This window comes from Nocardia implantans (assembly GCF_035544775.1).
GTDB classification, from domain to species: Bacteria; Actinomycetota; Actinomycetes; order Mycobacteriales; family Mycobacteriaceae; genus Nocardia; species Nocardia implantans.
On sequence record NZ_JAYKYQ010000007.1, the window covers coordinates 221,696 to 243,777 of the forward strand.

Annotated in this window: 25 protein-coding genes; 16 read left to right on the plus strand and 9 right to left on the minus strand. The window is 69.6% G+C overall.

Annotated elements, in window-relative coordinates:
* Positions 1–16 precede the first annotated feature (16 nt).
* Positions 17–382, plus strand: a complete 366-nt coding sequence (locus U3653_RS18490; protein ID WP_195081226.1) for a class I SAM-dependent methyltransferase — start codon at positions 17–19, stop codon at positions 380–382.
* Here U3653_RS18490 and U3653_RS18495 read toward each other — a convergent pair.
* Both U3653_RS18495 and U3653_RS18500 read right to left on the minus strand, forming a co-directional pair.
* A complete protein-coding gene (locus U3653_RS18495) occupies positions 346–1,308 on the minus strand; it encodes an ABC transporter substrate-binding protein (RefSeq protein ID WP_323124266.1) in 963 nt (320 codons plus the stop codon). The two genes, U3653_RS18490 and U3653_RS18495, sit on opposite strands and share 37 nt — an antisense overlap.
* A gap of 231 nt (positions 1,309–1,539) precedes the next feature.
* Positions 1,540–3,045, minus strand: a complete 1,506-nt coding sequence (locus U3653_RS18500; RefSeq protein WP_195081224.1) for a flavin-containing monooxygenase — start codon at positions 3,043–3,045, stop codon at positions 1,540–1,542.
* Positions 3,046–3,373: 328 nt separating this feature from the next.
* Between U3653_RS18500 and U3653_RS18505 the strand changes: the two genes are divergently transcribed.
* Positions 3,374–4,519 (plus strand): LLM class flavin-dependent oxidoreductase, encoded by a 1,146-nt coding sequence (locus U3653_RS18505; protein WP_195081223.1) that lies wholly within the window; start codon positions 3,374–3,376, stop codon positions 4,517–4,519.
* 98 nt (positions 4,520–4,617) lie between these two features.
* Positions 4,618–6,036, plus strand: a complete 1,419-nt coding sequence (locus tag U3653_RS18510; RefSeq protein WP_195081222.1) for an APC family permease — start codon at positions 4,618–4,620, stop codon at positions 6,034–6,036.
* Position 6,037: 1 nt separating this feature from the next.
* Here U3653_RS18510 and U3653_RS18515 read toward each other — a convergent pair whose 3' ends face one another.
* Positions 6,038–6,913, minus strand: a complete 876-nt coding sequence (locus U3653_RS18515; protein WP_195081221.1) for a VOC family protein — start codon at positions 6,911–6,913, stop codon at positions 6,038–6,040.
* Positions 6,914–6,998: 85 nt separating this feature from the next.
* Here U3653_RS18515 and U3653_RS18520 point away from each other — a divergent pair, with 85 nt between their 5' ends.
* The 4 genes from U3653_RS18520 to fabG all read left to right on the plus strand — a co-directional run bounded on the left by U3653_RS18520 (position 6,999) and on the right by fabG (position 10,849).
* Positions 6,999–7,949 carry an Lrp/AsnC family transcriptional regulator gene (locus U3653_RS18520; RefSeq protein ID WP_195081220.1) on the plus strand — a complete coding sequence of 317 codons (951 nt, stop codon included), beginning with the start codon at positions 6,999–7,001 and terminating at the stop codon, positions 7,947–7,949.
* A 191-nt stretch (positions 7,950–8,140) separates the two neighbouring features.
* Positions 8,141–8,758 carry an HAD family hydrolase gene (locus U3653_RS18525; protein WP_195081219.1) on the plus strand — a complete coding sequence of 206 codons (618 nt, stop codon included), beginning with the start codon at positions 8,141–8,143 and terminating at the stop codon, positions 8,756–8,758.
* Positions 8,759–8,933: 175 nt separating this feature from the next.
* Positions 8,934–10,082: an acyl-CoA dehydrogenase family protein gene (locus U3653_RS18530; RefSeq protein WP_195081218.1), complete on the plus strand. Its 1,149-nt coding sequence runs from the start codon at positions 8,934–8,936 to the stop codon at positions 10,080–10,082.
* A 14-nt stretch (positions 10,083–10,096) separates the two neighbouring features.
* The gene (gene fabG, locus U3653_RS18535) at positions 10,097–10,849 is read left to right on the plus strand and encodes a 3-oxoacyl-ACP reductase FabG (RefSeq protein WP_195081217.1); all 753 of its coding nucleotides are present in this window, start codon (positions 10,097–10,099) and stop codon (positions 10,847–10,849) included.
* An 84-nt stretch (positions 10,850–10,933) separates the two neighbouring features.
* Here fabG and U3653_RS18540 read toward each other — a convergent pair whose 3' ends face one another.
* Positions 10,934–11,653 carry an SDR family NAD(P)-dependent oxidoreductase gene (locus tag U3653_RS18540; RefSeq protein WP_323124267.1) on the minus strand — a complete coding sequence of 240 codons (720 nt, stop codon included), beginning with the start codon at positions 11,651–11,653 and terminating at the stop codon, positions 10,934–10,936.
* Positions 11,654–11,753: 100 nt separating this feature from the next.
* Between U3653_RS18540 and U3653_RS18545 the strand changes: the two genes are divergently transcribed.
* The 3 genes from U3653_RS18545 (at position 11,754) to U3653_RS18555 (ending at position 13,755) form a co-directional block, all read left to right on the plus strand.
* Positions 11,754–12,611 carry a helix-turn-helix transcriptional regulator gene (locus tag U3653_RS18545; RefSeq protein ID WP_195081215.1) on the plus strand — a complete coding sequence of 286 codons (858 nt, stop codon included), beginning with the start codon at positions 11,754–11,756 and terminating at the stop codon, positions 12,609–12,611.
* Between the two features lie 21 nt (positions 12,612–12,632).
* The gene (locus U3653_RS18550; protein ID WP_195081214.1) at positions 12,633–13,208 is read left to right on the plus strand and encodes a class I SAM-dependent methyltransferase; all 576 of its coding nucleotides are present in this window, start codon (positions 12,633–12,635) and stop codon (positions 13,206–13,208) included.
* Between the two features lie 157 nt (positions 13,209–13,365).
* A complete protein-coding gene (locus U3653_RS18555) occupies positions 13,366–13,755 on the plus strand; it encodes a hypothetical protein (protein ID WP_195081213.1) in 390 nt (129 codons plus the stop codon).
* A gap of 15 nt (positions 13,756–13,770) precedes the next feature.
* On the opposite strand, the gene U3653_RS18560 is transcribed toward U3653_RS18555, so the two are convergent.
* Genes U3653_RS18560 through U3653_RS18570 form a run of 3 tightly spaced genes read right to left on the minus strand, consistent with a single transcriptional unit; the run spans position 13,771 to position 15,991 of the window.
* Positions 13,771–14,655, minus strand: a complete 885-nt coding sequence (locus U3653_RS18560; RefSeq protein ID WP_195081212.1) for a TIGR03621 family F420-dependent LLM class oxidoreductase — start codon at positions 14,653–14,655, stop codon at positions 13,771–13,773.
* A 48-nt stretch (positions 14,656–14,703) separates the two neighbouring features.
* A complete protein-coding gene (locus U3653_RS18565; protein WP_195081211.1) occupies positions 14,704–14,904 on the minus strand; it encodes a hypothetical protein in 201 nt (66 codons plus the stop codon).
* Positions 14,905–14,914: 10 nt separating this feature from the next.
* Positions 14,915–15,991, minus strand: a complete 1,077-nt coding sequence (locus U3653_RS18570; protein ID WP_195081210.1) for an NAD-dependent epimerase/dehydratase family protein — start codon at positions 15,989–15,991, stop codon at positions 14,915–14,917.
* Positions 15,992–16,102: 111 nt separating this feature from the next.
* On the opposite strand from U3653_RS18570, the gene U3653_RS18575 reads away from it, so the two are divergent.
* The 3 genes from U3653_RS18575 (at position 16,103) to U3653_RS18585 (ending at position 18,285) form a co-directional block, all read left to right on the plus strand.
* A complete protein-coding gene (locus U3653_RS18575) occupies positions 16,103–16,729 on the plus strand; it encodes a TetR/AcrR family transcriptional regulator (protein ID WP_195081209.1) in 627 nt (208 codons plus the stop codon).
* 61 nt (positions 16,730–16,790) lie between these two features.
* On the plus strand, positions 16,791–17,102 hold the full coding sequence (locus tag U3653_RS18580; RefSeq protein ID WP_195081208.1) for a nuclear transport factor 2 family protein: 312 nt from the start codon (positions 16,791–16,793) through the stop codon (positions 17,100–17,102).
* A gap of 43 nt (positions 17,103–17,145) precedes the next feature.
* Positions 17,146–18,285, plus strand: a complete 1,140-nt coding sequence (locus tag U3653_RS18585) for an alkaline phosphatase family protein (protein ID WP_195081207.1) — start codon at positions 17,146–17,148, stop codon at positions 18,283–18,285.
* A gap of 208 nt (positions 18,286–18,493) precedes the next feature.
* Here U3653_RS18585 and U3653_RS18590 read toward each other — a convergent pair whose 3' ends face one another.
* Positions 18,494–18,871: a MerR family transcriptional regulator gene (locus U3653_RS18590; protein WP_195081206.1), complete on the minus strand. Its 378-nt coding sequence runs from the start codon at positions 18,869–18,871 to the stop codon at positions 18,494–18,496.
* A 64-nt stretch (positions 18,872–18,935) separates the two neighbouring features.
* On the opposite strand from U3653_RS18590, the gene U3653_RS18595 reads away from it, so the two are divergent.
* A complete protein-coding gene (locus U3653_RS18595) occupies positions 18,936–20,108 on the plus strand; it encodes an MFS transporter (protein ID WP_195081205.1) in 1,173 nt (390 codons plus the stop codon).
* Between the two features lie 104 nt (positions 20,109–20,212).
* Positions 20,213–20,536 (plus strand): hypothetical protein, encoded by a 324-nt coding sequence (locus tag U3653_RS18600; RefSeq protein ID WP_195081204.1) that lies wholly within the window; start codon positions 20,213–20,215, stop codon positions 20,534–20,536.
* Positions 20,537–20,540: 4 nt separating this feature from the next.
* On the opposite strand, the gene U3653_RS18605 is transcribed toward U3653_RS18600, so the two are convergent.
* Positions 20,541–20,666: a hypothetical protein gene (locus tag U3653_RS18605; protein ID WP_323124268.1), complete on the minus strand. Its 126-nt coding sequence runs from the start codon at positions 20,664–20,666 to the stop codon at positions 20,541–20,543.
* A gap of 197 nt (positions 20,667–20,863) precedes the next feature.
* Between U3653_RS18605 and U3653_RS18610 the strand changes: the two genes are divergently transcribed.
* A complete protein-coding gene (locus U3653_RS18610) occupies positions 20,864–22,075 on the plus strand; it encodes an AfsR/SARP family transcriptional regulator (RefSeq protein ID WP_195081203.1) in 1,212 nt (403 codons plus the stop codon).
* Positions 22,076–22,082 lie beyond the last annotated feature (7 nt).

A 22,082-nucleotide genomic window follows, 5' to 3' on the forward strand; every position in this document is an offset into this window, starting at 1 on the left:
CACCAGGCTGGCTCCAATGGCCGACCCGCTGCACTTCGAAACGCACGCCGAGATCTACGACCGCGCCGGACCGCCTTACCCGGACGCGCTGTGGTCGCGGTCGACCGAGCGCGGATTGCTGCGTCGGGGCGTGCGGGTGCTGGAACTCGGCGCAGGAACCGGACTGGCGACCGAACCGATGCTGCGGGCAGGAGCCTCGGTCACGGCCGTGGAACCCGGCCGCTCGCCGGCCGAGCGCCTGCGCCTGCGGTGCCCGGATGCCGATGCGCGCGTCGCGGGAGCGGAGGTGGTGCCGTTGCCGACGGCGGCCTTCGACCTCGCCGTCGCCGCGACGGCGGTGCCGGGTTACTTCGGAGCCTGCGAGTTGTACTTGTTGGTGTAGAACTTCGACGGCTCGAACGAACCGGTGATCGCGCCGGTATCGCGCAGCCAATCCTCCCAGCGCAGGAAGTCGGCGTCGACGATCGCGCCGTTGACGGCGGGAACCCCGACCGAAAGCCAGTACTTCACCGACGCAGCGTCCTCGCCCGAACGCTTCCGCTTCTGGATGATTTCGGTGAACTTCGCGACGACCTGGTCACGAGGGGTGGTCTTCTGCCACTCGATGGCCTTGGCGACCCCGTCGACGAATGCCCGGACACTGTCGGGATTCTTGGCGATGAAGTCGTTGCGGAATACATACTGGCCGCCGTTGAACGGGCCGAATTCTTCGTAGTCGGTGAATACCGGACGCAGGCCGCCGTTGGCGATCGCACGCTGCTGGAACTGTCCGCTCAGCGCTGCGACGTCGACCTGGCCGCGCCGCACGGCGTCCTCGGTGTTCGGCGGGGGCAGCACGACCAGCTGCACCGACTTGATCTGCTGTTCGGTGAATCCGGCCTTCTTCAGCGCGGTGTGGATATCCGCCTCGGACTGACCACCCAGCGTATTCACGCCGATCTTCTTGTCCAGCAGATCTTTCGGAGTCCTGATCGGACTGTTGTCGGGCACATAGAATCCGGTGAACGTCTTCTCATCGGAGCCGTAGTAATTCACCACCGCGGTGATCGGCGCGCCGCCCTGCGCCAGTTTGGCGACCGCGCCCCCGAACGCGCCACCGAAGTCGACCTGCCCGGTCGCCGCCGATTGGATGTCCTGCGGGCCGCTGATGGTATTGCCCTGCCATTCGAGCTTCACTTTGCCGTCGAAGAAGCCGAGATCCTCCGCGAGCTCGGGAATGACGACTTGCGAAGCCCAGCCTTGATACCGCAAGACCGGCACGCCGCCGGAAGTGCGGACTTCACCACCACCGCACGCGGTCGAAAGCATTGCCACAGTTGTGGCGACTATCGCGCCTATCAGAAATCTGCCGCGCGCTATCACGCTCATACTCTCCCTCGATACATCCGCCGACGCGCCATCGCGTCGCAGTGCAGCGATCGTTGAGCATTCGCTATTTCATGTCCATAGTTGTCTTCGGGGAGATTCCAAAAGGACGCCGACCGGGAAACCGCGGCGGGCACCTCGTCGTGCCCGCCGCGGTGCGGCGCACAGCGGCGCTCAGGCGCTGCGCGTGCCTTCCAGCGGCCGTGTGACGGCGGACTTCTCGGCACGGCTGAAGGTCAGCACCCCGTCTTCGAGCGCGCCCTTGCGCAGCAGCTTGCGGTCGCGGAAGTAGTTGTTGATCACCTGCCACGGGCCGTTGGTGCCCTGGCGCGGCATCACCGCGTCACCGCGCTGGATATAGCCGGAGGTCAGCGCCCCGCCCATCACCGAGTCGGCGCCCCGGTCGCGGTCGGTGGCGACTGCCTCGACCCGGGTGAAACCGTTCCTCTTCATGTGGTTGAGCACCCGGCAGAAGTATTCGGCCGCCAGGTCGGCTTTCAGCGTCCAAGACGCGTTGGTGTAGCCGAGCACCATCATCGCGTTCGGCACGCCGTCGAGCATGGCGCCCTTGTAGACCACTCGCTCGCGGGTGACCACCGGTTCGCCGTCGATCTCCAGTGTCATGCCGCCGAGCATCTGCACACTCAGACCGGTGGCGCTGATGACCAGGTCGGCGGGCAGTTCCTCACCCGAGACCAGGCGGATGCCGTTCTGGGTGAAGGTCTCGATGCGGTCGGTGACGATCGAGGCTTTGCCGCTGCGCAGCACTTTGAACAGGTCACCGTTGGGCACCACGCACAGCCGCTGGTCCCACGGGTTGTAGTTCGGCGTGAAATGCCGCATGTCGATGCCGGGGCCGACCTGCATTCGCACGGCGGCCAGCAGCAGTTTCTTGGCCGCCTCCGGGTTGGTGCGCGACAGTTGGAAGCTCGCGCGCTGCAGAGCGATGTTGCGCGCCCGGCCGATTCGGTAGGCGAGCTTCTCGGGCACCTTGGCGGCTTTCATCCCCACCGCCACCGGGTCGTCGGCGGGCAGCGCGGTGATGTAGGTCGGCGAGCGTTGCAGCATGGTGACGTGCGCCGCCGCGTCGCTCATGGCCGGGATCAACGTGATCGCGGTGGCGCCGGAGCCGATCACCACCACACGCTTGCCGGAGTAGTCGAGGTCTTCGGGCCAGTGCTGAGGGTGCACGATCTGGCCCCCGAAGTCCTCCTCACCGGGGAACTCGGGCCGGTAGCCGTTGTCGTAGTCGTAGTAGCCGGTGCAGCCGACGAGGAAGTCGCTGGTGTAGATCTCGGTCTCGCCGGTCCGCTCGTCGAGCGCCTCCACCGTCCAGGTGGCCTTTTCGCTGGACCAGCGGGCCGTGGTGACCTTCCGGCCGAAGCGGATGTGCTCGGTGACGCCGTACTCGGCCGCCGTCTCCTCGATGTACTGGCGGATGTGCGGGCCGTCGGCGAGGACCTTGGTGCCGTTCCACGGCCGGAAGCCGTAACCGAAGGTGTACATGTCGGAATCGGAGCGGATGCCGGGGTAACGGAACAGGTCCCAGGTGCCGCCGATGGCGCTTCTGCGTTCCAGGATCGCGTAACTGCGTCCGGTCCGCTCTTTGGTGAGATGGCAGGCCATGCCGATTCCGGACAGCCCAGCGCCGATGATCACTACGTCGACATGCCGCGTCATTGAGGTACTCGTTTCGTCCGGTCCGCCTCGCACACCTGAGGGTGCGTGCTGAGGCCAGATTACGTGTTATTCGTGGTTACGTCTAGTCCGAATGGTGACACGGATCGGCACCGGAATAAAAACCGGCCTGGTTCCAAATCGTGACCTCGGCCGGTCCAGCGCCCAGCATGGATCACTGCGGCGCGCCCACAAGGCGCACCGCCCGATCTGTCCCGCTACCCGAGGCGCCGCGGGCCCGTGATGGCTACGGCGCCGGTTCGGGTGGCTTCGCGTGCGCGCTGGTCACCACGGTGGCTCGGGCGCGGTCCCCGGAAGGGAGTTGGCTCGTATGAGTCTGTCGTTCCACTGGTTTCTCCCCACCTACGGCGATTCCCGCGGCCTGATCGCGGGCGGGCACGGCACCTTCATGTCCGGCGACCGACCGGCCAGCCTGCGGTACCTGAACCAGATCGGCGCCGCCGCCGAGGACAACGGTTTCGAGGCCGTACTCACCCCCACCGGCGCGTGGTGCGAGGACGCGTGGCTGACCACCGCGATGATGGTGGAGACCACCGAGACGCTGAAGTTCCTGGTGGCCTTCCGTCCCGGCCTGATCAGCCCGACGCTCGCCGCGCAGATGGCGGCCACTTTCCAGCGGCACTCCAAGGGCAGGTTGCTGCTCAACGTGGTGACCGGGGGCGAGCCGCACGAGCAGCAGGCCTACGGCGACTTCCTGGACAAGACCCAGCGCTACGCACGCACCGGCGAATTCCTGCACGTGGTGCGCGAACTGTGGAACTCCACCGAGCCGGTGACCTTCGAGGGCGAACACATCCGGGTCGATCGGGCTCTGCTGAGCAACCGGCCGGACCCGGTGCCGCCGGTGTTCTTCGGCGGTTCCTCCGAACCGGCGGGCCCGGTCGCGGCCCGCTACAGCGACACCTACCTGACCTGGGGCGAGCCGCTGCTGGCGGTGAGCAGGAAGCTGGAATGGATCCGGCGTCTGGCGGTGGACCACGGCCGCGTCCTCGACTACGGCCTGCGCGTTCACGTGATCAGCCGCGACACCTCCGAGCAGGCCTGGGCCGAGGCCGACCGCCTGCTGGCCGGCATCGATCCCGCCGACATCGAACGGGTGCAGGCCAATCTGGCGCGCAGCGAATCCGAAGGCCAGCGGCGCATGCTGGAACTACACGGCGGCAGCACCGATCGGCTGGAGATCGCGCCGAACCTCTGGGCGGGCGTGGGCCTGGTCCGCGGCGGCGCGGGCACCGCGCTGGTCGGCTCGCACGCCGAAGTCGCCGAACGGCTGGCCGAATACGCGCGCCTCGGCATCACCCACTTCATCCTCTCCGGCTATCCGCACCTGGAAGAGGCGTACTGGTTCGGCGAGGGCGTGCTGCCGATCCTGGAGCGCAAGGGCCTGTGGCGCCATCCCAACCGCACCACCCGCGTGGCCGCCTCGACGCCCTTCGCGACGTCATCCAGCAGCTGAGAGCAACACCCCAGTTATTCCCACGCGCTGCGACGCGGCGAGAATGGTCTATCGGTCCGGCACACCGGCCGCGACCGATGGACCATTCCGAGGGAGTCATGACCACCGCTTCAGCCCGGCGCTGGCGCCGCCGCCTGCCCGACACCGCGACCGAGGCGGGCGCGCCCACGCTGGCGCGCAGACTCGGCAGGCTCGATCTCACCGCCATGGGCGTCGGCACCATCGTCGGCGCGGGAATCTTCGTCATCACCGGTGTTGCGGCCGCGGAGAAGGCCGGGCCCTCCATCGTGCTGTCGTTCGCCCTGGCCGGAACGGTGTGCGTGCTGGTGGCGTTGTGCTACAGCGAACTCGCGGCGATGGTCCCGGTCTCCGGCAGCGCCTACACCTACACCTACGCGACCCTCGGCGAAGCGCCGGCGTTCCTGGTGGGCTGGAACCTGCTGCTGGAATTCGTCATCGCCGGCGCCGCGGTGGCGATCGGCTGGTCCGCGACCACTGTGTCCGCACTCGACTCGCTCTTGGGCATCACCATCCCGCATGCCCTCGTCGCGGGACCCGCCGAAGGCGGCGTGGTGAACCTGCCCGCCTTGCTGATCGTCGCCGCCGTCGTCGCGGTGCTGGTCGGGGAGGTGTCGTTCACCGCGCGCATCACCAAGGCGCTGGTCGCGGTGACCATCGGCGTTCTGGTGCTGGTGATCGCCGTCGGCGCCCCGCACGTGAGCGTGGACAACTGGACACCGTTCGCGCCGTTCGGGGTCGGCGGGATCATCGGCGGCGCCGCCATCGCGTTCTTCGCCTTCCTCGGTTTCGACGTGGTCGCCGCCTCGGCGGAGGAGGCCCGCAACCCGCGCCGCGACGTGCCGTTCGCCATCATCGGCACGGTGCTCATCGCCACCGTGCTCTACGCGCTGGTCAGCGCCGTGCTCACCGGCATGGTGCCGTTCGCCACACTGAACAACAGCGCGCCGATCGCCACCGCGTTCGGGGCGGTGCGCATCGGCTGGATCGGCGACGTCATCGTGATCGCCTCGATCATCGCGCTGACGAAGGGCCTGCTGCTGATCGTGTACGCGCAGGTGCGGTTGATGTTCGCGATGTGCCGCGACCGGCTGCTGCCCTACTCCCTCGCGACCACGGGCAAACGGTCGACCCCGGTGCGCCTGACGCTGCTGCTGGGAGCGCTCGGCGCGGCGATCGCGGGCCTGCTGCCGATCGACATCGTGGTCGAACTGGTGAACATCGGCGCGCTGTCGGCGTTCGCAGTGGTGTGCGTGGGCGTGCTGGTGCTGCGCAGGGTCGAACCCGAGCGCGAACGCCCGTTCCGCACCCCGCTGGTGCCCGTGGTTCCGCTGCTGGCGCTGATCGGCTGCGTGCTGCTCGCGACCACGCTGGATGCCCTGACCTGGGTGCGATTCGGTGTGTGGGTCCTGGTCGGCATCGCGGTCTACCTCGGATACGGACGCAAGCGCTCCACCCTCGCCGAGACCGCGCCCAGCGCTCCGCCGACCGGCCCCTGACTCACCCCGCGACGAAGAACAGTCCGGCGCCGTAGGCGTCGCGCGCGGAGACGTGGAAACCCTCGTCCGTCTCACGAACCGGCACATTCGCGTTCCGGATGACCTCGCGGGCGACGGCGAGATCGCGCACGGCGATGGTCATGGCGGCCAGGTACGACGGTGCGGGTGCCGGTTCGCCCGGCAACACAGCGGCGACCTGCGACGCGCGCACCAGTTCCAGCCGGCCCGAGCCCATCTCCAGCACGGTCAGCGGTGCCTTGTGCACGGCGGCGACGTCGAGAATGCGGGAGTAGCGTTCGACGACCGCGTCGAAGTCGGCATCGGCCACGACGATCAGCACGGCGGCGATGGCAACGGCGCCGTTCGGGTGCGACAGGTAGCGCGGCTGGTGCACGTAGCCGCGGGTGAGATGCTGGGCGACGCCGAGCAGCGCCTCCGGTGTCGAACTCGGGTCCACGTGCACCGCCCGCGCGCGGACCGTGCGCACGCCGTCCTCGGTCTCGACGTCGCGCTCCAGGTCGAGCACACCGGTGGCGCGCAGGCCCGCGGCCAGGAGTTGCCGCCGCGCCGACTCGGCGTCACCGGTCTCGAGGTTGAGCAGACGAAAACCTTCGTATTCGTCGGCCATCGCCTTGGTATGCCAGGGGTCCGGTGCGGACTCGTCCACTATGCCGAGCAGCTCGAGGTAGGAGCCGCCGAACAGCGCGCACCGGTTGGCCGTGCATCCCGGCGTCGGCGGTTCACCGGGTCGCGCGCTCAGCAGATGCCGCGAGCGGGGACTCAGCGTGAATCCGAGGTCGAGGTAGCGGCGTTCCAAGCCGTCCAGATCGCGGGTCAGGATTCCGGTGTGGTGGATGGCGTCGATCGGTTTCTGCATGCCGACGATGCTCGTGCGGCACCCGCCGCGCCGCCCGTCAGCACGGACGATTCGCCGGATTCCGGCACTGACCTACGCTGACGTGGTGGATTCGGTCACTTTGGACGGCGTCGACCGAGGCCTGCTGCACGCGTTGCAGCTCGACGGCCGTGCGCCGTTCAGCAGGCTCGCCCCGGTGCTGGACGTCTCGGAGCGCACGCTGGCCCGCCGCTACCGGCGGCTGCTGGACACGGGCGGTTTGCGGGTGACCGGGGTCGCCGACACCGGCCGGGTGGGCCACAGCGAGTGGCTGGTCCGTCTTCGCGTCCGACCGGATGCCACCGCGGCCATGGCCCGCGCGCTGGCGCGCCGCGCCGATACCGCCTGGGTGACCGTCATCGGCGGCGGCACCGAGCTGACGTGCCTGTTCCGCGTGCCCGGCGACGCTCCCCTGCCCGAACTGGCCCGCCATCCGGCAGTCGGCGCGGTGGACGCCCAGCGTGTGCTGCGGCACGTCATGCGACGACGCTGGCGGGGACGGATGTCGGCGCTGTCCGCCGAACAGAGCGCGGCGCTCGGCACACCCCACACCGGTCCGGCCGCGACCGTGGCGCCGAGCGAACTGGATCGGCGGTTGCTTCTCGCGCTTGCCGCCGATGGACGGGCAGCGTATCCACGGCTGGCGCGAGCTGTCGGTCGGTCGGAATCCGCCGTGCGGCGGCGAGTGGAGGAACTGCGCCACGCCCGGGTGCTCGGTTTCGACGTCGAGATCGATCCCGCGCTGTTCGGGTTCACCGTGCAGAGCCTGCTGTGGCTCACGGTTTCCCCCGCCCACCTGCTCGCCGTCGCGACCACGCTGGCGGCCGATCCGGAGGCGGCGTTCGTCGGCGTCATCACCGGACCGCACAATCTGCTGGTGTGCGTCGTCTGTCGTGATGCCGACGACCTGTTCCGCTACACCACGGAGCGGATCGGGGCGCTGAGCGGGATCGACCGGATGGAGATCAGCCCGGTCAGCGGATACGCCAAGCGCGCCGCGCCGCCGCGATACACCTGACGCCGGCTTGCATTCGCTGCTGAATTTCCCAGCGGCACAGTCTCTTACCCGGCACCGAGTGCATCGGCGGTTCCACGTGGATCACGACGGCCACACCCACAGTTCGGACGATCCCGCCACTCGCGCGGCGGAGTTGTGAATCACAACAGCCGCACCGGCACGCCGCGGCACGGGCGGTTAGGGTCGGTCAGGTGACCTGGACCGCGGGCTTCGACTTGGACATGACGCTGATCGACTCGCGGCCGGGCGTCGCGCGCGCCATCGACCTGCTCGGCGTCGAATTCGATCTGCCGCTGTGCGGGACGACCTTCGCCGATCGGCTCGGCCCGCCGCTGGCCACCCTGCTCGTCGAGGCGGGCGCGCCGGAGGATCTCGTTCCGGCGCTGGTGACTCGCTATCGCGCGCTGTATCCGACGATTGTCTCGAGCATCCCCCCGATGCCGGGCGCACAGGCCGCGCTGGCGGCCGTCGAGGCCCGCAACGGCCGAGTGCTCGTGGTCACCGGCAAGCACGCCCCGCTCGCGCAGCTGCACATCGCCGAACTCGGTTGGCGCGTCGATCATCTCGCGGGTGACCTGTGGTCGGCGGGCAAGGCGGCGACGCTGCGCGAACAGGGCGCGAGTTTGTTCGTCGGCGATCACGTCGGCGACATGAACGGCGCACGCGCCGCGGACGTCTTCGCGGTCGGCGTCAGCACCGGGCCGTGCACGGCGGACGAACTGCGCGCGGCGGGCGCGGACGTGGTGCTGGCCGATCTCACCGAATTCCCCGCCTGGCTGGCGACAGAGTTCGGCGCGGTCACCGCTTAGGCCGCTCCGGTCGCGACGTCGGCTTGTCGGGACCGCCCCGGCCGGTGCCGAACTCCCTTTCTCGAAACAACCTCGCCCGGCGCACCGACAAGTCCACCTCAGTGGTGCCGCGGTGGATCGCCGCTTCGTGTCAAAAACTTGCACCGTTAGTTTACCGGTCGCTAGCCTACTGCGCATGAACCTCGAACTGTCCGGCGAGCAGACGGCGGCACGGCGGCTCGCTTCCGATTTCGTCGACCGGGAGATCGCGCCGCACGCCGCGCGATGGGATCGCGACGAACAGGTGGACCGTTCGATCGTCGCCCGGCTCGGTGAACTGGGCTTCCTCGGGCTCACCATCCCCGAGCAGTACGGCGGCAGCGCGGGCGACCACCTCACCTATTGCCTGGTCCTGGAGGAACTGGGACGGGGCGATTCCTCCGTGCGCGGCATCGTCTCGGTCTCGCTCGGCTTGGTCGCCAAGTCGATCCACCATTTCGGCACCGAGGAGCAGAAGCAGACCTGGCTCACGCGGCTGGTCACGGGGGAGGCGCTCGGCTGTTTCGGGCTCACCGAGCCCGGCACCGGATCCGATGCCGCCCAGTTGCGCACTCGCGCGACGCGCGACGGCGCGGACTGGGTGCTGTCGGGCACGAAGATGTTCATCACCAACGGCACCTGGGCCGATGTGGCGCTGGTGTTCGCGCGTACCGGCGGCGAAGGACACCGGGGCATCAGCGCGTTCCTCGTCCCCACCGACTCCCCCGGCTTCGCCGCGCGCGAGATCCACGGCAAGCTCGGGCTGCGTGGCCAGGCCACCGCCGAACTCGTCCTCGACGGGGTGCGCGTACCCGACAGCGCCCGCCTGCACGACGAAGGCAAAGGCTTCACCGTGGCGATGGCAGCGCTGGCCAAAGGCCGCATGTCGGTCGCGGCGGGGTGTGTCGGGCTGGCCCAGGCGTGTTTGGACGCCGCCGTCGGCTACGCCACCCAGCGGGAACAGTTCGGCAAGCCGATCGCGGCCCACCAGCTGGTGCAGGAACTGCTCGCCGACATCGCGCTGGACGTCGACGCGGCGCGGCTGCTGGTATGGCGGGTCGCCGATCTCATCGACCGCGGCGAAGAATTCGCGCTGGCGTCGTCGAAGGCGAAGCTGTTCGCTTCCGAGGCCGCGGTCCGTGCGGCCGATCGCGCGGTGCAGGTGTTCGGCGGTTACGGCTACATCGACGAGTTCCCCGTGGGCAAGTATCTGCGCGATGCCAAGGTGATGACCCTCTACGAGGGCACGAGCCAGATCCAGAAACTGCTCATCGGCCGCGCCCTGACCGGCGTCGCCGCGTTCTGACAGGAGAACTTCCGATGCACCGCTTCACCGACCGCGTCGCGGTCGTCACGGGCGCGGCTCAGGGCATCGGCGCGGCCACCGCGCTGCGCCTCGCCGCCGAGGGCGCGGCCGTGGCCGTCCTGGACCGCAACGAGCCCGACGAGACCGCCGCGCGGATCACCGCCGCGGGCGGCGTGGCGCGCGGTTATGTCTGCGACGTCACCGACCGCGGCTCGGTGCGGCAGGTTTTCGATCGCGTGGCCACCGATCTGGGCAGCCCGCAGATTCTGGTGAACAACGCGGGGATCACGCGCGACGACCTGTTCTTCCGCCTGTCCGAGGAGGACTGGAACGCGGTGCTCGCGGTCAATCTGACCGGCGCCTACCACTGTGCGCAGGTGGCGCAGACGTTCATGGTGGCCCAGCGGTACGGCAGGATCGTCTCGCTGTCGAGCCGGTCGGCGCTCGGCAATCGCGGGCAGGCCAACTACGCGGCCGCCAAGGCGGGCATCCAGGGGCTGACCGCCACGCTCGCGCTCGAACTCGGGCCCTACGGCATCACGGTGAACGCGGTGGCGCCCGGCTATATCGCCACCGCCATGACCGCCGCCACCGCACACCGGGTCGGCCTGACGGCCGAAGACCACCAGAAGGCCGCCGCGGACCGGACGCCACTGGGCCGGGTGGGACAGCCCGAAGAGGTCGCGGCGGTCATCGCGTTCCTCGCCAGCGATGAGGCGAGCTACGTCAGCGGCCAGACGCTGTATGTCAACGGCGGCGCGCGCTGACCAGAGCGGCTCCACCGTGACCGCACGTGGCATCGCTCGATGCGCACGCGCCCCAGCGACCCGGCCGCCGGTCCCGTCGGCGGCTCACCACGGGACCGGCCCGACGCGGTCGAAGAAGCCGCCGGTCGGCCCGTCCTGCGGAAGCGTGGCCAGCCCCACGATCGCGTCGGTCCCCTCGGTGACGGTCTGGAAGCCGGAGTGCCCGTTCAGGTCCGTGGCGGTGTAGCCGGGGTCGGCGGCGTTGACCTGGAAGCCGGGCAGTGCCCGAGAGTACTGCGAGGTGATCATGTTCAGCGCCGTCTTCGACGCCGGATACGGCAGGCCGAGCAACGTGGATTCGATCCGGCTCGGGTCGGAGGTCCGCGCCAGCGAGCCGATACCGCTGGAGACCATCACGATCCGCGGCTGAGCCGCGGCCCGCAACAGCGGCAGGAACGCGTTCGTCACCTGCACCGGACCGAAGACGTTGGTCTCGAACACCGCGCGCATGTCCGCGGCATCGACGAGATCAGGCGTCTTCCTGGTGCCCCCGATACCCGCGTTGTTGACCAGCACGTCCAGCCGCGCGGTGCGCTGGCGGACGTATTCGGCCGCAGCCGCGATCGATGCGGCGGAGGTGACGTCGAGCGGGACGAACTCGACCGACACCCCCGTCGCGGTCAACTCCGCCGCGGCCGCCTCGCCCAGCTTCTCGTCGCGAGCGGCCAGGAACACCCGCCAGTCCAAATCCGCCAGCCTACGGACAGTTTCGCGTCCCAAGCCCTTGTTCGCCCCGGTCACCAGGGCCGTAGTCGTGTCGTTCACGGAGCCAGCGTCACGGTTCCGGCAACCCCGCGCCAGGGATGCCATCTCCTGGGAGCAGCGATCCCACCCCCGCACCGAACCGCTGCGGCATGATCGGGATGTGGATCGAACCGAGCTGGCCGCCCTGCTGCGGCAGGCGCGTGACCGGGTGCGTCCGGTGGATGTCGGGCTGCCCGCGGGCGCGCGCAGGCAGGTGCCGGGATTACGACGCGAGGAGGTCGCGCAGCTCGCGGGGGTCAGCGTGGACTACGTGGTGCGGCTGGAGCAGGGGCGCGGCCCCCGGCCGTCCAGCTCGGTGCTGGCCGCGCTCGCCCGCGCGCTGCGGCTCAACGACGAGGACCGCGCACTGCTGTTCCAGCTCGCGGGCGCGGCGCTTCCGCAGGCAGGCCGGATCGACATGGTGGTGCGGCCCAGCGTCTTGCGTCTGCTGGACCGGATGGCGGATCTGCCCGCGCTGGTGCTGTCGGCGAAAGCCGATCTGCTGGCCTGGAATCCGATGGCGATCGCGCTGCTCGGCGATTTCTCCGCGTGGCCGCCCGCCCAGCGCAACATCATCTGGCAGCGCTTCCTCGGCACCGAGCCCGGACGGGTGATGATGACACCCGCCGAGGCGGACAATGCCGCCGCTTTCTCGGTCGCCAGTCTGCGCAGCGCCCGCGCCCGCTACCCCGACGATCCCGGACTGCTGCGATTGGTTTCCGAATTGCGCTCGCGCAGTCCACGCTTCGAGCAGCTGTGGAACGCGCGACGATCCGGTCAGTGGCGTAGCGCGACCAAGACGATCGATCATCCGGAGCTGGGCTGCTTGCGGTTGGACTGCGACACCCTGCTCGTCCCGGACACCGACCAAGCCGTCGTCGTCTATTCGGCGGCGCCCGGCAGCAAGGAAGCGTCGGCCCTGGAACTGCTCCGAGTGACCGGCGCTCAGCGGTTCACGGTCACGGAGCCCTCCGGCTGACCACCGCACTACAGTGACAGCGTGCGCGATGATCCCTACTGGAATCACAACACTCACTACCACCCTTGGTTGTTGAAGCAGGTGCCACGCTCGGCGCGCACCGCCCTCGACATCGGCTGCGGGGACGGCTTGCTGGCGGGCAAGCTGGCCGGACGCGGGCTGACGGTCACCGGAATCGACGTCGACCCCGCCATCATCGCCCGAGCGCCCGCCGTGGCGGGGGTGTCCCTCGAACAGGCCGACTTCCTCGACTACGCGGGCTCGTTCGATGTCGTCACCACCGTGGCCACGCTGCACCACGTTCCCCTGCGGGCGGGGCTCACGGCGCTGCGCCGTCTGGTCGCACCTGGTGGCGTGCTCGCCGTGGTCGGCTTGTGGAAGATGTCGCCGCGCACGGACTTCCACTACTTCCCGCTGTTCCCGCTCATCTGGGCGATCCACCTTTCCCACCGTGTCGGCGGGCCGAATGCGCGAACGCGCGACCCCATCGACGGATTCGCCGAAATCCGTTCCACCGCAGCCGAACTCCTGCCCGGCGCGCGCGTACGGCGGCGGCTCATGTGGCGCTACACACTGTTGTGGCACAAGCCCGCGTGATCCTCGGTCCCGAGGACGCACCCGGCTAGAGTCGTGGCATGCCGCCGCTTCGGGAGCACAGACCGCGAAAGGCCATCCGCACGCTGCCCGGCCACGCCGTGCCGATGCCCCCGCTACTATCCGGGGAGGAGGCGCGCGCACGGCTCGCCGGCGCGGCGTGACCTCCCGGGCCCTCGGCGGTGTCGTCTTCGATGCCGCGGCGGTCGTCGCGTTCGCCAACCGCGCCAACTACGCCCAGGCGGTCGTCTGGGCGACGGTCGAGGCGGGAAGCACCATCGTCGTTCCGAGCACCGTGCTCGCGGCGGCGCGCACGCACATCCCGGCCGACCGGCTCGATATCCTGGCCGTGCTGGTCGGCTTGCCGCACACCGTCGTCCCGACGTTCGACCGCACCGGCCCGCCGCTGCCGGCATTCGGCGATGACATCCTGGCGGCCGCGGGGCATGTCACCCGCGAAGCGGTCGCCCGCACCTGGCCCTGCCTGACCAGCCGTCCGAGACGGCTCCGGCAGATCGATCCGCGCGTCATCATCGATCCGCTGCCCTGACCCGCACCCGGCGGCTCAGCGCAGCAACTCGATGACCGGGGCGAGTTTCTCCATGCTGTCCTCGAGGACGGTGACGTAGCTGATGCCGTAGCGATCGCGCCGGTCGCGCAGGCGGTCGGCCATCTCCTCGGGCGTGCCCATCAGCAGGAGCGGGTGCTCCTCCGGGGAGTCGGCGACGTCCGGCGGCAGCGCCGGACCGAAGAGTTCCAGCACGCTCGCGCGTTCGCGCGGCGGCACCACCCGCTGCACGAGGATGTTGAACTCGACCTTGTCCAGCCGTGGACCGAGCAGTTGCCCCACATAGGCGACGCGCTCCTCGATCTCGGCGAGCCCGGCCATCTGCAGCGGCCCGCCGTTGCGCGCGGCCGCCGCGCCGGTGAAGGCGATGATGTCGGCGTGCCGCGCGGCGACGCCGAGCAGACGATCACCCCATCCGCCGATGAGGACAGGCGGCCCCGACGGCTGCGCGGGCTGCGGCTGATACTCCGGATCGGCGAACAGCCTGCGCAGGGTGATCACCGTCTGCTCCAAGTGCTCGACGCGCTTGCTCCCGCTCTCGAACGGGATGCCCGCGGCCTCGAACTCGGCCTGCACATAGCCCGCGCCGAGCCCGAGTTCCACCCGCCCGTCGGTGAACTGATCGGCGCCGGCCACGTCGCGGGCCAGCAACACCGGGTTGTAGAACGCGGTGTTGAGCACGAAGGTGTTCAACCGCACCCGCTCGGTCGCCTCGGCGGCCAGGATCAACGCGGGGAACGGCGCGGGCAGGCCGAGATGATCGGCGACACCCACCACGTCGAAGCCGAGTTCTTCTGCCCGACGGCACTTTTCGATCCAACCCGAACGTGATTCGGGGACCACCATGTTGACACCGAACCGGAAAGGGTGCTGTGCAGTCACGTGTCCTGTCTAGCGAACCGGGCCGGGCCGCCGTACTTCGGGGCCGGGTCAGCACTGGGCGAGCGCACCCGCGGCAACTACGACGCCCAGCAGTGCGACGACCGTGGCGGCCGCCGGCACCGGCCGTCGCAGCGCTCGCCCGACCGGGCCGGGAGCGGTGTGCCCGGCGGGGTTCACGCGCGGGGATCGACGGGCAGACCGGCGCCGGATCATGGCGACCGTGGTGATGATCAGCGTCGCGATCAGCATGCCCGCACCCTCAGACCCGCACGGCGTGCGGCGCGGCGGCGCGGGGGGCGGACTTGCCGCGCGGCGGCGCGACTATCCGGTGGTGCAGCAGACTTTCGGCGGTGTCCAAGACGGTTTCGCGCACCGGCCGCATGGTCCAGCCCAGTTCGCGCCGGGCTTTGTCGGCGCTGAGCGACTCGGTGCGCCCCAGGGTCGGCACGGTCAGCCGGAGACTCTTGTCGAAGATCGCGACGCAGCGTACGAGCCAGTTCGGCAGCTGCCTGGTCGGCACCCGGAATCCGCGCGGCCCGTATTCCTCGGCGAGAATGCGCGCCATCTCCCCCATCCACAGGTGCTCGCCCGCGCAGATGTATCGGTTGCCCGCGGCTTCCGGCGTCTCCAGCGCCAACCGGTGGGCCACGGCGAGATCGCGCACGTCCACCGGCGCCCAGCCGACGCGTGGCATGCCGGGCGCGTCCGCGGCGAGCAATCTGCGCACCGGTTCATGCGAGGTGCTCGTCGCGGCGGACAGCAGCGGCCCCAGCACCATGCCCGGATTGACGACGACCAGTTCGAAGCGCTGGCCCGCCGGAAGCCCCGCGACGAAATCCCAGGCCGCCCGCTCGGCCAGCGTCTTGCTCTTCTGGTAGGCCGGACTGCGCTCGACCACCGTCCAGTCGGCCTCGGTGCGCAGGCCGTCATCGGTGTGACCGGCGACGATCGCCGCGATCGACGAGGTGAGCACCACCCGGCGGACGGTGCCCGCGGCGGCGCAGGCGCGCAGCACGCGCAACGTTCCCTCGACCGCGGTATCGATGAGTTCTCGCTCGTCGTCGGGCGGCGTGGTGGGGAACGGGGAGGCGACGTGCAGCACCGCCGCGCTGCCCGCGACGGCGGCTGCCCAGCCGTCGTCGCCGTTGAGGTCGGCTTGCGCGAACTCCAGTTCGCCCCCGGTTCGCCGGGCCAGCTCGACCAGGTGTGCCCGTTTGCCGGTGGCGGCGAGGTCACGAACCGTCGCGCGCACGGCGTAACCGTGTTCCAGCAATTCGGCGATGACGTGACCGGCGACGAATCCCGTTGCGCCGGTGACCGATACCCGTGTGCTCATTAGTTCATCCGTCTCGTGGATTGGCTGAGGCGACAGTCATCTGAGCGCCGCTCAGATAATCTAAGCATCGCATAGTTAGGTTGTCCAGGAGGCGTCGCATACGCTCGGACGGTGACGCGGACCAGTTACCACCACGGCGCCCTGCGCGACGCGCTGCTGGCCGCCTGCCTGCGTTTGATCGAAACCGAAGGGCTCGCGGCGGTCAGCCTGCGCCGGGTGGCCCGCGAGGCGGGCGTGAGCACCGCGGCGCCGTACCATCACTTCCCCGACCGAGCCGCCCTGCTGGCGACGCTGTCCACCCAGGGATTCCAGATGCTCGGAACGCGACTGGCGGCCGCCCGCGCCGAAGCGGAGACGCCCATGGCCGCCCTCACCGCGCTGGCGCACACCTACGTGCGGTTCTCCCGCGAGCAACCGGCCTACTTCCGCTTGATGTTCCGGCCCGAACTCTCCCAGCCCGACAAGCATCCCGACACCATGGCCGCGGGCGACGCCGCTTTCGCGGTGCTGGCCGACGCGATCGCGGAGTGCGTGCGCGCGGGCGCGCTGCCCGCCGACAAAGCCGACACACTGGCCGTCATGTTCTGGGGACTCGGCCACGGCCTTGCCTCGCTGTGGCTGGACGGACAGCTGGAGAAGCGCGCCGAACAGTTCGGCTCCACCGCCACTGCGCTGGTGGACGATGTGATGCGGACCTTCGCGACATTGATCGAACCCGGCGAGCCACCGCTGCCCTAGAGTAAACGCCAGACGTTTGCTCCTCCGATGCTTCCCACACCGATCCGAGAGGACGACACGGATGACCGCGCAGCTGGATCCGACGGTGCAGGAGTTCGTCGACGCTCTCAACGCCAATGATCAAGACCGCTTCTACGCGGTTCTCACCGACGACGCCACCATGTCCGACGACGGCGTGGAGCGCAACCTCGCCCAGTGGACCGAAGCGGAGATCTTCGACAGCAACGGCCGCATGCGCGTCGAGTCGGTCGGCGACAACGGCACCGAACTGGTCGCCGACTACACCAATTCGCGCTGGGGCTCGATGCGAACCACCTGGCGGTTCGTCCTGCGGGAAGGCAAAGTGAGCCGTTTCGAGACCGGACAGGCGTGAAAGCCCTTGCCAGCTCGCCGCCCGCGTTGACATCCTGACCCTCGTGTTCGTCGCGCCGCGCTACGGTACCGGTTCTCTCGCCGACCTGCTGCCCTCCGTCCTCGCCGGTCTCGGCGTGCCCGGCGAGGCCGACCGCCTCGGGCTCGGGCTCGACGCCGACCGGGTCTGCGTGCTGCTGGTCGACGGGCTGGGCTACCACGATCTGATCGCCAATCCCGCTGCTGCGCCCTTCCTGTCCGGTCTCGCTCCGATCTCGCTCACGGCCGGCTTCCCGACCACGACGGCCACCAGCCTCGCCTCGCTCGGAGTGGGCGTTCCCCCTGGCGAGCACGGCATCGTCGGCTATCTGTTCCACGTGCCCGGATACGACCCGCTGTTCACGCCGCTGTCCTGGCGGCTGCACGGCGTGCCGAAATCCGATCTGCGCAAGGAACTCGTTCCGACGGAATTCCAGCCCCGGACAACGGTTTTCCAGCGGGCCGTCGCCGACGGCATCGCCGTGGCACAGGTATCGCCGCGCGATCAGGCGGGATCGGGATTGACCGAGGCGGTGCTGCGCGGTTGCGAGTTCCGCCCCCAGTTCTCGTTCGGCGATCTCGTCGCCAATGTGAGCGATGCGCTGCGCGCCGGTCCGCGTTCCTTGGTCTACACCTATCACGGCGATCTGGACCTCACCGGGCACGTGCGCGGGCCCGCATCCCGTTCTTGGGAGCTGGAACTGGCGAACACCGACCGGCTCGCCGCCGCGCTCGCCGAGGAGTTGCCCGCCGGAGCGGCGCTGCTGGTGACCGCCGACCACGGCATGGTGCACTTGGACGACCGTATCGACTTCGACACCACCCCCGTGCTGCAAGAGGGCGTTCGAGCGCTCGGCGGCGAGGCCCGCGCCAGGCACATCTACACCGAGCCGGACGCCGAATCCGACGTCGCCGCGGCGTGGGAGGCCACGCTCGGCGCGGACTTCGAGGTGCTGACCAGGGCGGAGACCATGGGACGCGGCTGGTTCGGCCCCACCGTCGACCCCGCGGTCGCCCAGCGCATCGGCGATCTGGTCGTCGTCGCGCGCGGGCGGCGCGGCGTCATCCGGACCGGCGCCGAACCGCTGCAGTCGCGGTTGGTCGGTCACCACGGTTCGCTGACCCCGGCGGAGATCGACGTCCCGCTGTGCGTCTTCCGCGCCTGATCGAGTGCCGCGAGCCTGCCGAATCCGTCGGCTCCGTAGCCGGGGGCGATCGCTCGCTGCACCTCGGCCCGTGCGGTACCGAGTGCGCCGTCGGCGAGGCCCTTCGCCCGGACGGCGCTCAGGATACGGTCCAAGATCGCCGCGGTGGCGGTGATCGTTTGGATGCAGTACCGGCGGACCCACCGCGGTGGTCGGGCAGTTGGCGCCACTATGTGGTGGCCGACTCCGCGAGGTTGTACCGGGCCGGAGGTTTGGCGGTGGCGAGCAAGTCGTCCAGCAGCGACCGAGTGTGGACCAGTTGGTCGATGTCGCCGGTGATCCGGCGGCGTTCTGTTTCGAGACGTTCGCGGCAGCTGTCCAGTAACAAGGATTCGCCGGACAGGCAGGCCAGGATCTGGCCGATGAGGTCCATGCCGAGACCCGCCGCGAGGAGGGTCTGGATGTGCGCCACCGTGCGGACATCGGCTTCGGTGAAGATCCGGTATCCGCTGTGGGTTCGATCCGGATTCAAGACCCCCTTCTCCTCGTAGTAGCGCAGCGCTCGCACGCTGACGCCGGTCCGATCTGCCAGCTCGCCGATCTTCATCGGCCCGCTCCGTTCGCTACCCGGGCTTGACTCTCACGTCGACGTGAGAGTTTAGCGTGCCGGCATGCTTCGAATTACGGTCCTCATGTTCTGCGTCTTCAGCATCACGACCGGCGAGTTCGTCGTGGCCGGAATACTTCCCGAGGTCGCCACCGATCTCGGGGTCGCTGTCGGCACCGCGGGCCTGCTGGTCACGGCCTACGCCATCGGCATGATCATCGGCGGCCCGGTGCTCACCGCGGCGACCGCCGGGATCAATCGGAAGCGGCTGATGCTGGCGCTGCTGGTTGTCGCGGTCGTCGGAAACGCGGTCTCCGCCTTGGCCTCCGGGTTCCCCGTGCTGCTGGCCGCCCGCGTGCTCACCGCGCTGGTGAGCTCCACCTTCTTCGCCCAAGCCGTTGTGATCGCCGTGCGGTCCGCGCCCGCAGAACGAGCCGGGACGATGGTGGCCCGGTTGGCGTTCGGGATGAATACCGCCATGATTCTCGGAGCGCCGATCGGCACCTGGATCGGCCATCAGTCGGGTTGGCGCGCGACGTTCGCTGCGATCGCGGTTGTCTGCCTGATCGGCCTGAGCCTGGTGTTCTGGCTGCTCAGCCCACCGAGCGATGCGGGCCGGACCTCGGCGGTCGCGGAGTTGCGGGTGTTGCGACAGCGGCCGGTGCTGGTGGCGCTGGCCATCACCGCGGTCGGCAACGTCGGTGTTCTCATGGTGTTCAGCTATCTCGCCCCGCTGCTCACCGATCTCGGCGGTCATCCCGCCACCCGGCTGCCGGTCCTGCTCCTCGCCTACGGCGTCGGTGCGACGATCGGCAATCTCGTCGGCGGCACGCTCCATGACCGAAATCCGCGCTTCTTCCAACCCGCCCTGCTCGGACTGCTGGCCGTGATCCTGGGGAGTACCTGGTTCGTCGCCACCTCGACCGCACTCACGGCGGCGGCGGTCGTGGTGATCGGGATGCTCGGCTTCGCGATCATCCCCGGCATGCAAGCACGCGTCATGACGGCCGCCGCCGAGGCGCCCACGTTGGCCATGGCCGTCAACGCGTCCGGTTACCAGGTCGCGGCCGCCTGCGCCGGCTTGTTCGGCGGACTCATCGCCGACTCCCCCGCCGGCCCCAGGCCCATCTACCTCGTAGCCGCGAGCCTGACCATGTGTGGCCTGCTGCTGACCGCCACGGCTACCCGCGCGCCGCGCGGAACCCGCGGCGAAGACGCCGCGGTGATCACGGACTGAGGGCCGCCTGTCGGGTCAGCGTGGCACCGACGGCGCGGCCTCCTACAACTAGTCTGGAGTCCGATCGCGGCGGGCAGCGCCGCCGAACCGTCAGGAGGAGTCCCATGAACGCCACGCTGTCACGAACCGGCCGAACCGGCCTCGGGATCGCGATGGTCGCCATGGCGCTGGCGGGCTGCACCGACATCGAGCGCGCGCTCAACCGCGGCGGCGACACCCCGTGCAGCGAGTACATCAAGCAGGACCAGGACACCAAGCGCACGACGATCACCAAGTTCGTCAAGCAACAGAGCAACGACGACCGCGAGCCCGCGGGAACCGTGGTGGACGCGACGATGGTGTCGGTCGACCTGCTGTGCGGCGCCCAGGCCAACGCCGACACCCCGATCAAGAACGCCGACGTCGCGGGCATTTTCATTCGGAAGTGACCGATCAGCGCGGTGGATGGGCGGCCAGCCAGTCCGCCGCGCGCTTGCGCGACGCCCGCGACAGCCAGGCGTCCTGGATGACCTCGGCGAGTTCGCGACGACTCAGTTCGCCGAGCCGGGCCGCGCGCACCAGGACCGAGGGATGCCCTTAGGGCATGTCCGCGGCCATTTCGTGGACGTCGGCGAGGCATGCCCGGGCAGAACCGGTCGCCATGGCGTCAGCTTATGACGCGACCGGCGGGTAGCGGCCGAACGGTTCGCCACCGTCAGCGGCGTCCGCCAGAATGAGAGTGCGAATACGAGCTCACACGACGATGGGTCCTCCACGTGGCGCTGTTCCGCACCCTCACCCAGCAGCGGGTCGAACTGGAAAGAGAATGGGAGCGATGGGCGACGGCTCCGCCGATCCCGGAGCCACGAAACACCGTTCTGCGCAACGAAGTAGCGCAATCCTGGCGGCGGTCGCTGCACACCGTCGATCCGGGTACCACCGTCGCACCGGGAGTGGACGACATCGGCGACCGCTGGGCCGCTTCCCCGCTGCGCGAACCGGTGACGGCGCTGGCGGGTGAACTGCGCGCCGTCACCGAGGACTCCGGTTACCTGGCCGTGGTCACCGACAGCGCCGGCACCGTGCTGTGGTCCTGCGGTGACCGCACCCTGCGCAGACGAGCCGAGCAGGTCAACCTCGCGCCCGGCGGCTGCTGGGACGAAAGCCACATGGGCACCAACGGCGTCGCCCTCGCGCTGCACACCGATCGCCCCGCCACCGTGTTCTCCGCCGAGCACCTGGTCGCCGCCCTGCACGGCTGGGTCTGCTATTCCGCGCCGATCCACGGACCCGACGGCAGGCAGGTCGGCGCGCTGGACCTGTCCAGCTCCTGGGACCGCTCCCATCCGGCGGTGCGCACGTCGGTGCGGGCGCTGGTGACGGCGGTGGAGACGATGTTGCGCACGGCCGCGCCCGTGCCCTCGCGGGGGATCCGGTTGGAATGCCTCGGCACCGCTCGACTGGTGCGCGAGGGGGCGCCGCTGCCGCTGCCGCCTCGGCAACTGGAGATCCTCGCCCTGCTGGCGCTGCAGCCGGACGGCTTCTCGCCGGAACAATTGCATGCCGCCCTGTACGGCGACCGTGCGGTGTCCATCAGCACGCTCAAGGCCGACGTCTCGCATCTGCGCCGCGCGATCGGCGGCCAGATCAGCAATCGCCGTTACGTGCTGACCGGCCCGGTGTCCTGCGACGCGGTCGACCTGCTCGCCGCCGTCACGGCGGGCGACACCACCTCGGCGGTATGGCTGTACCGGGGGCCGCTGCTGCCCGGCTCGGAAGCGCCGGCCGTGCTGCAGTGGCGCGACCATCTCGACGTGGGTGTGCGCACCGCCGTGCTCGCCGGTGACCGCGCCGAGCACGCGGTGGCCTTCGGCGAACGCGTGCCCCGTGACATCGCGGTGCACGAGCACGCGCTGCGGCTGCTCCCCTCCGACGACGTGCGCCGCGCCGTTGTCGCGGCTCGGCTGCATACGGCGTTGCGGGACTGAGGTTTCC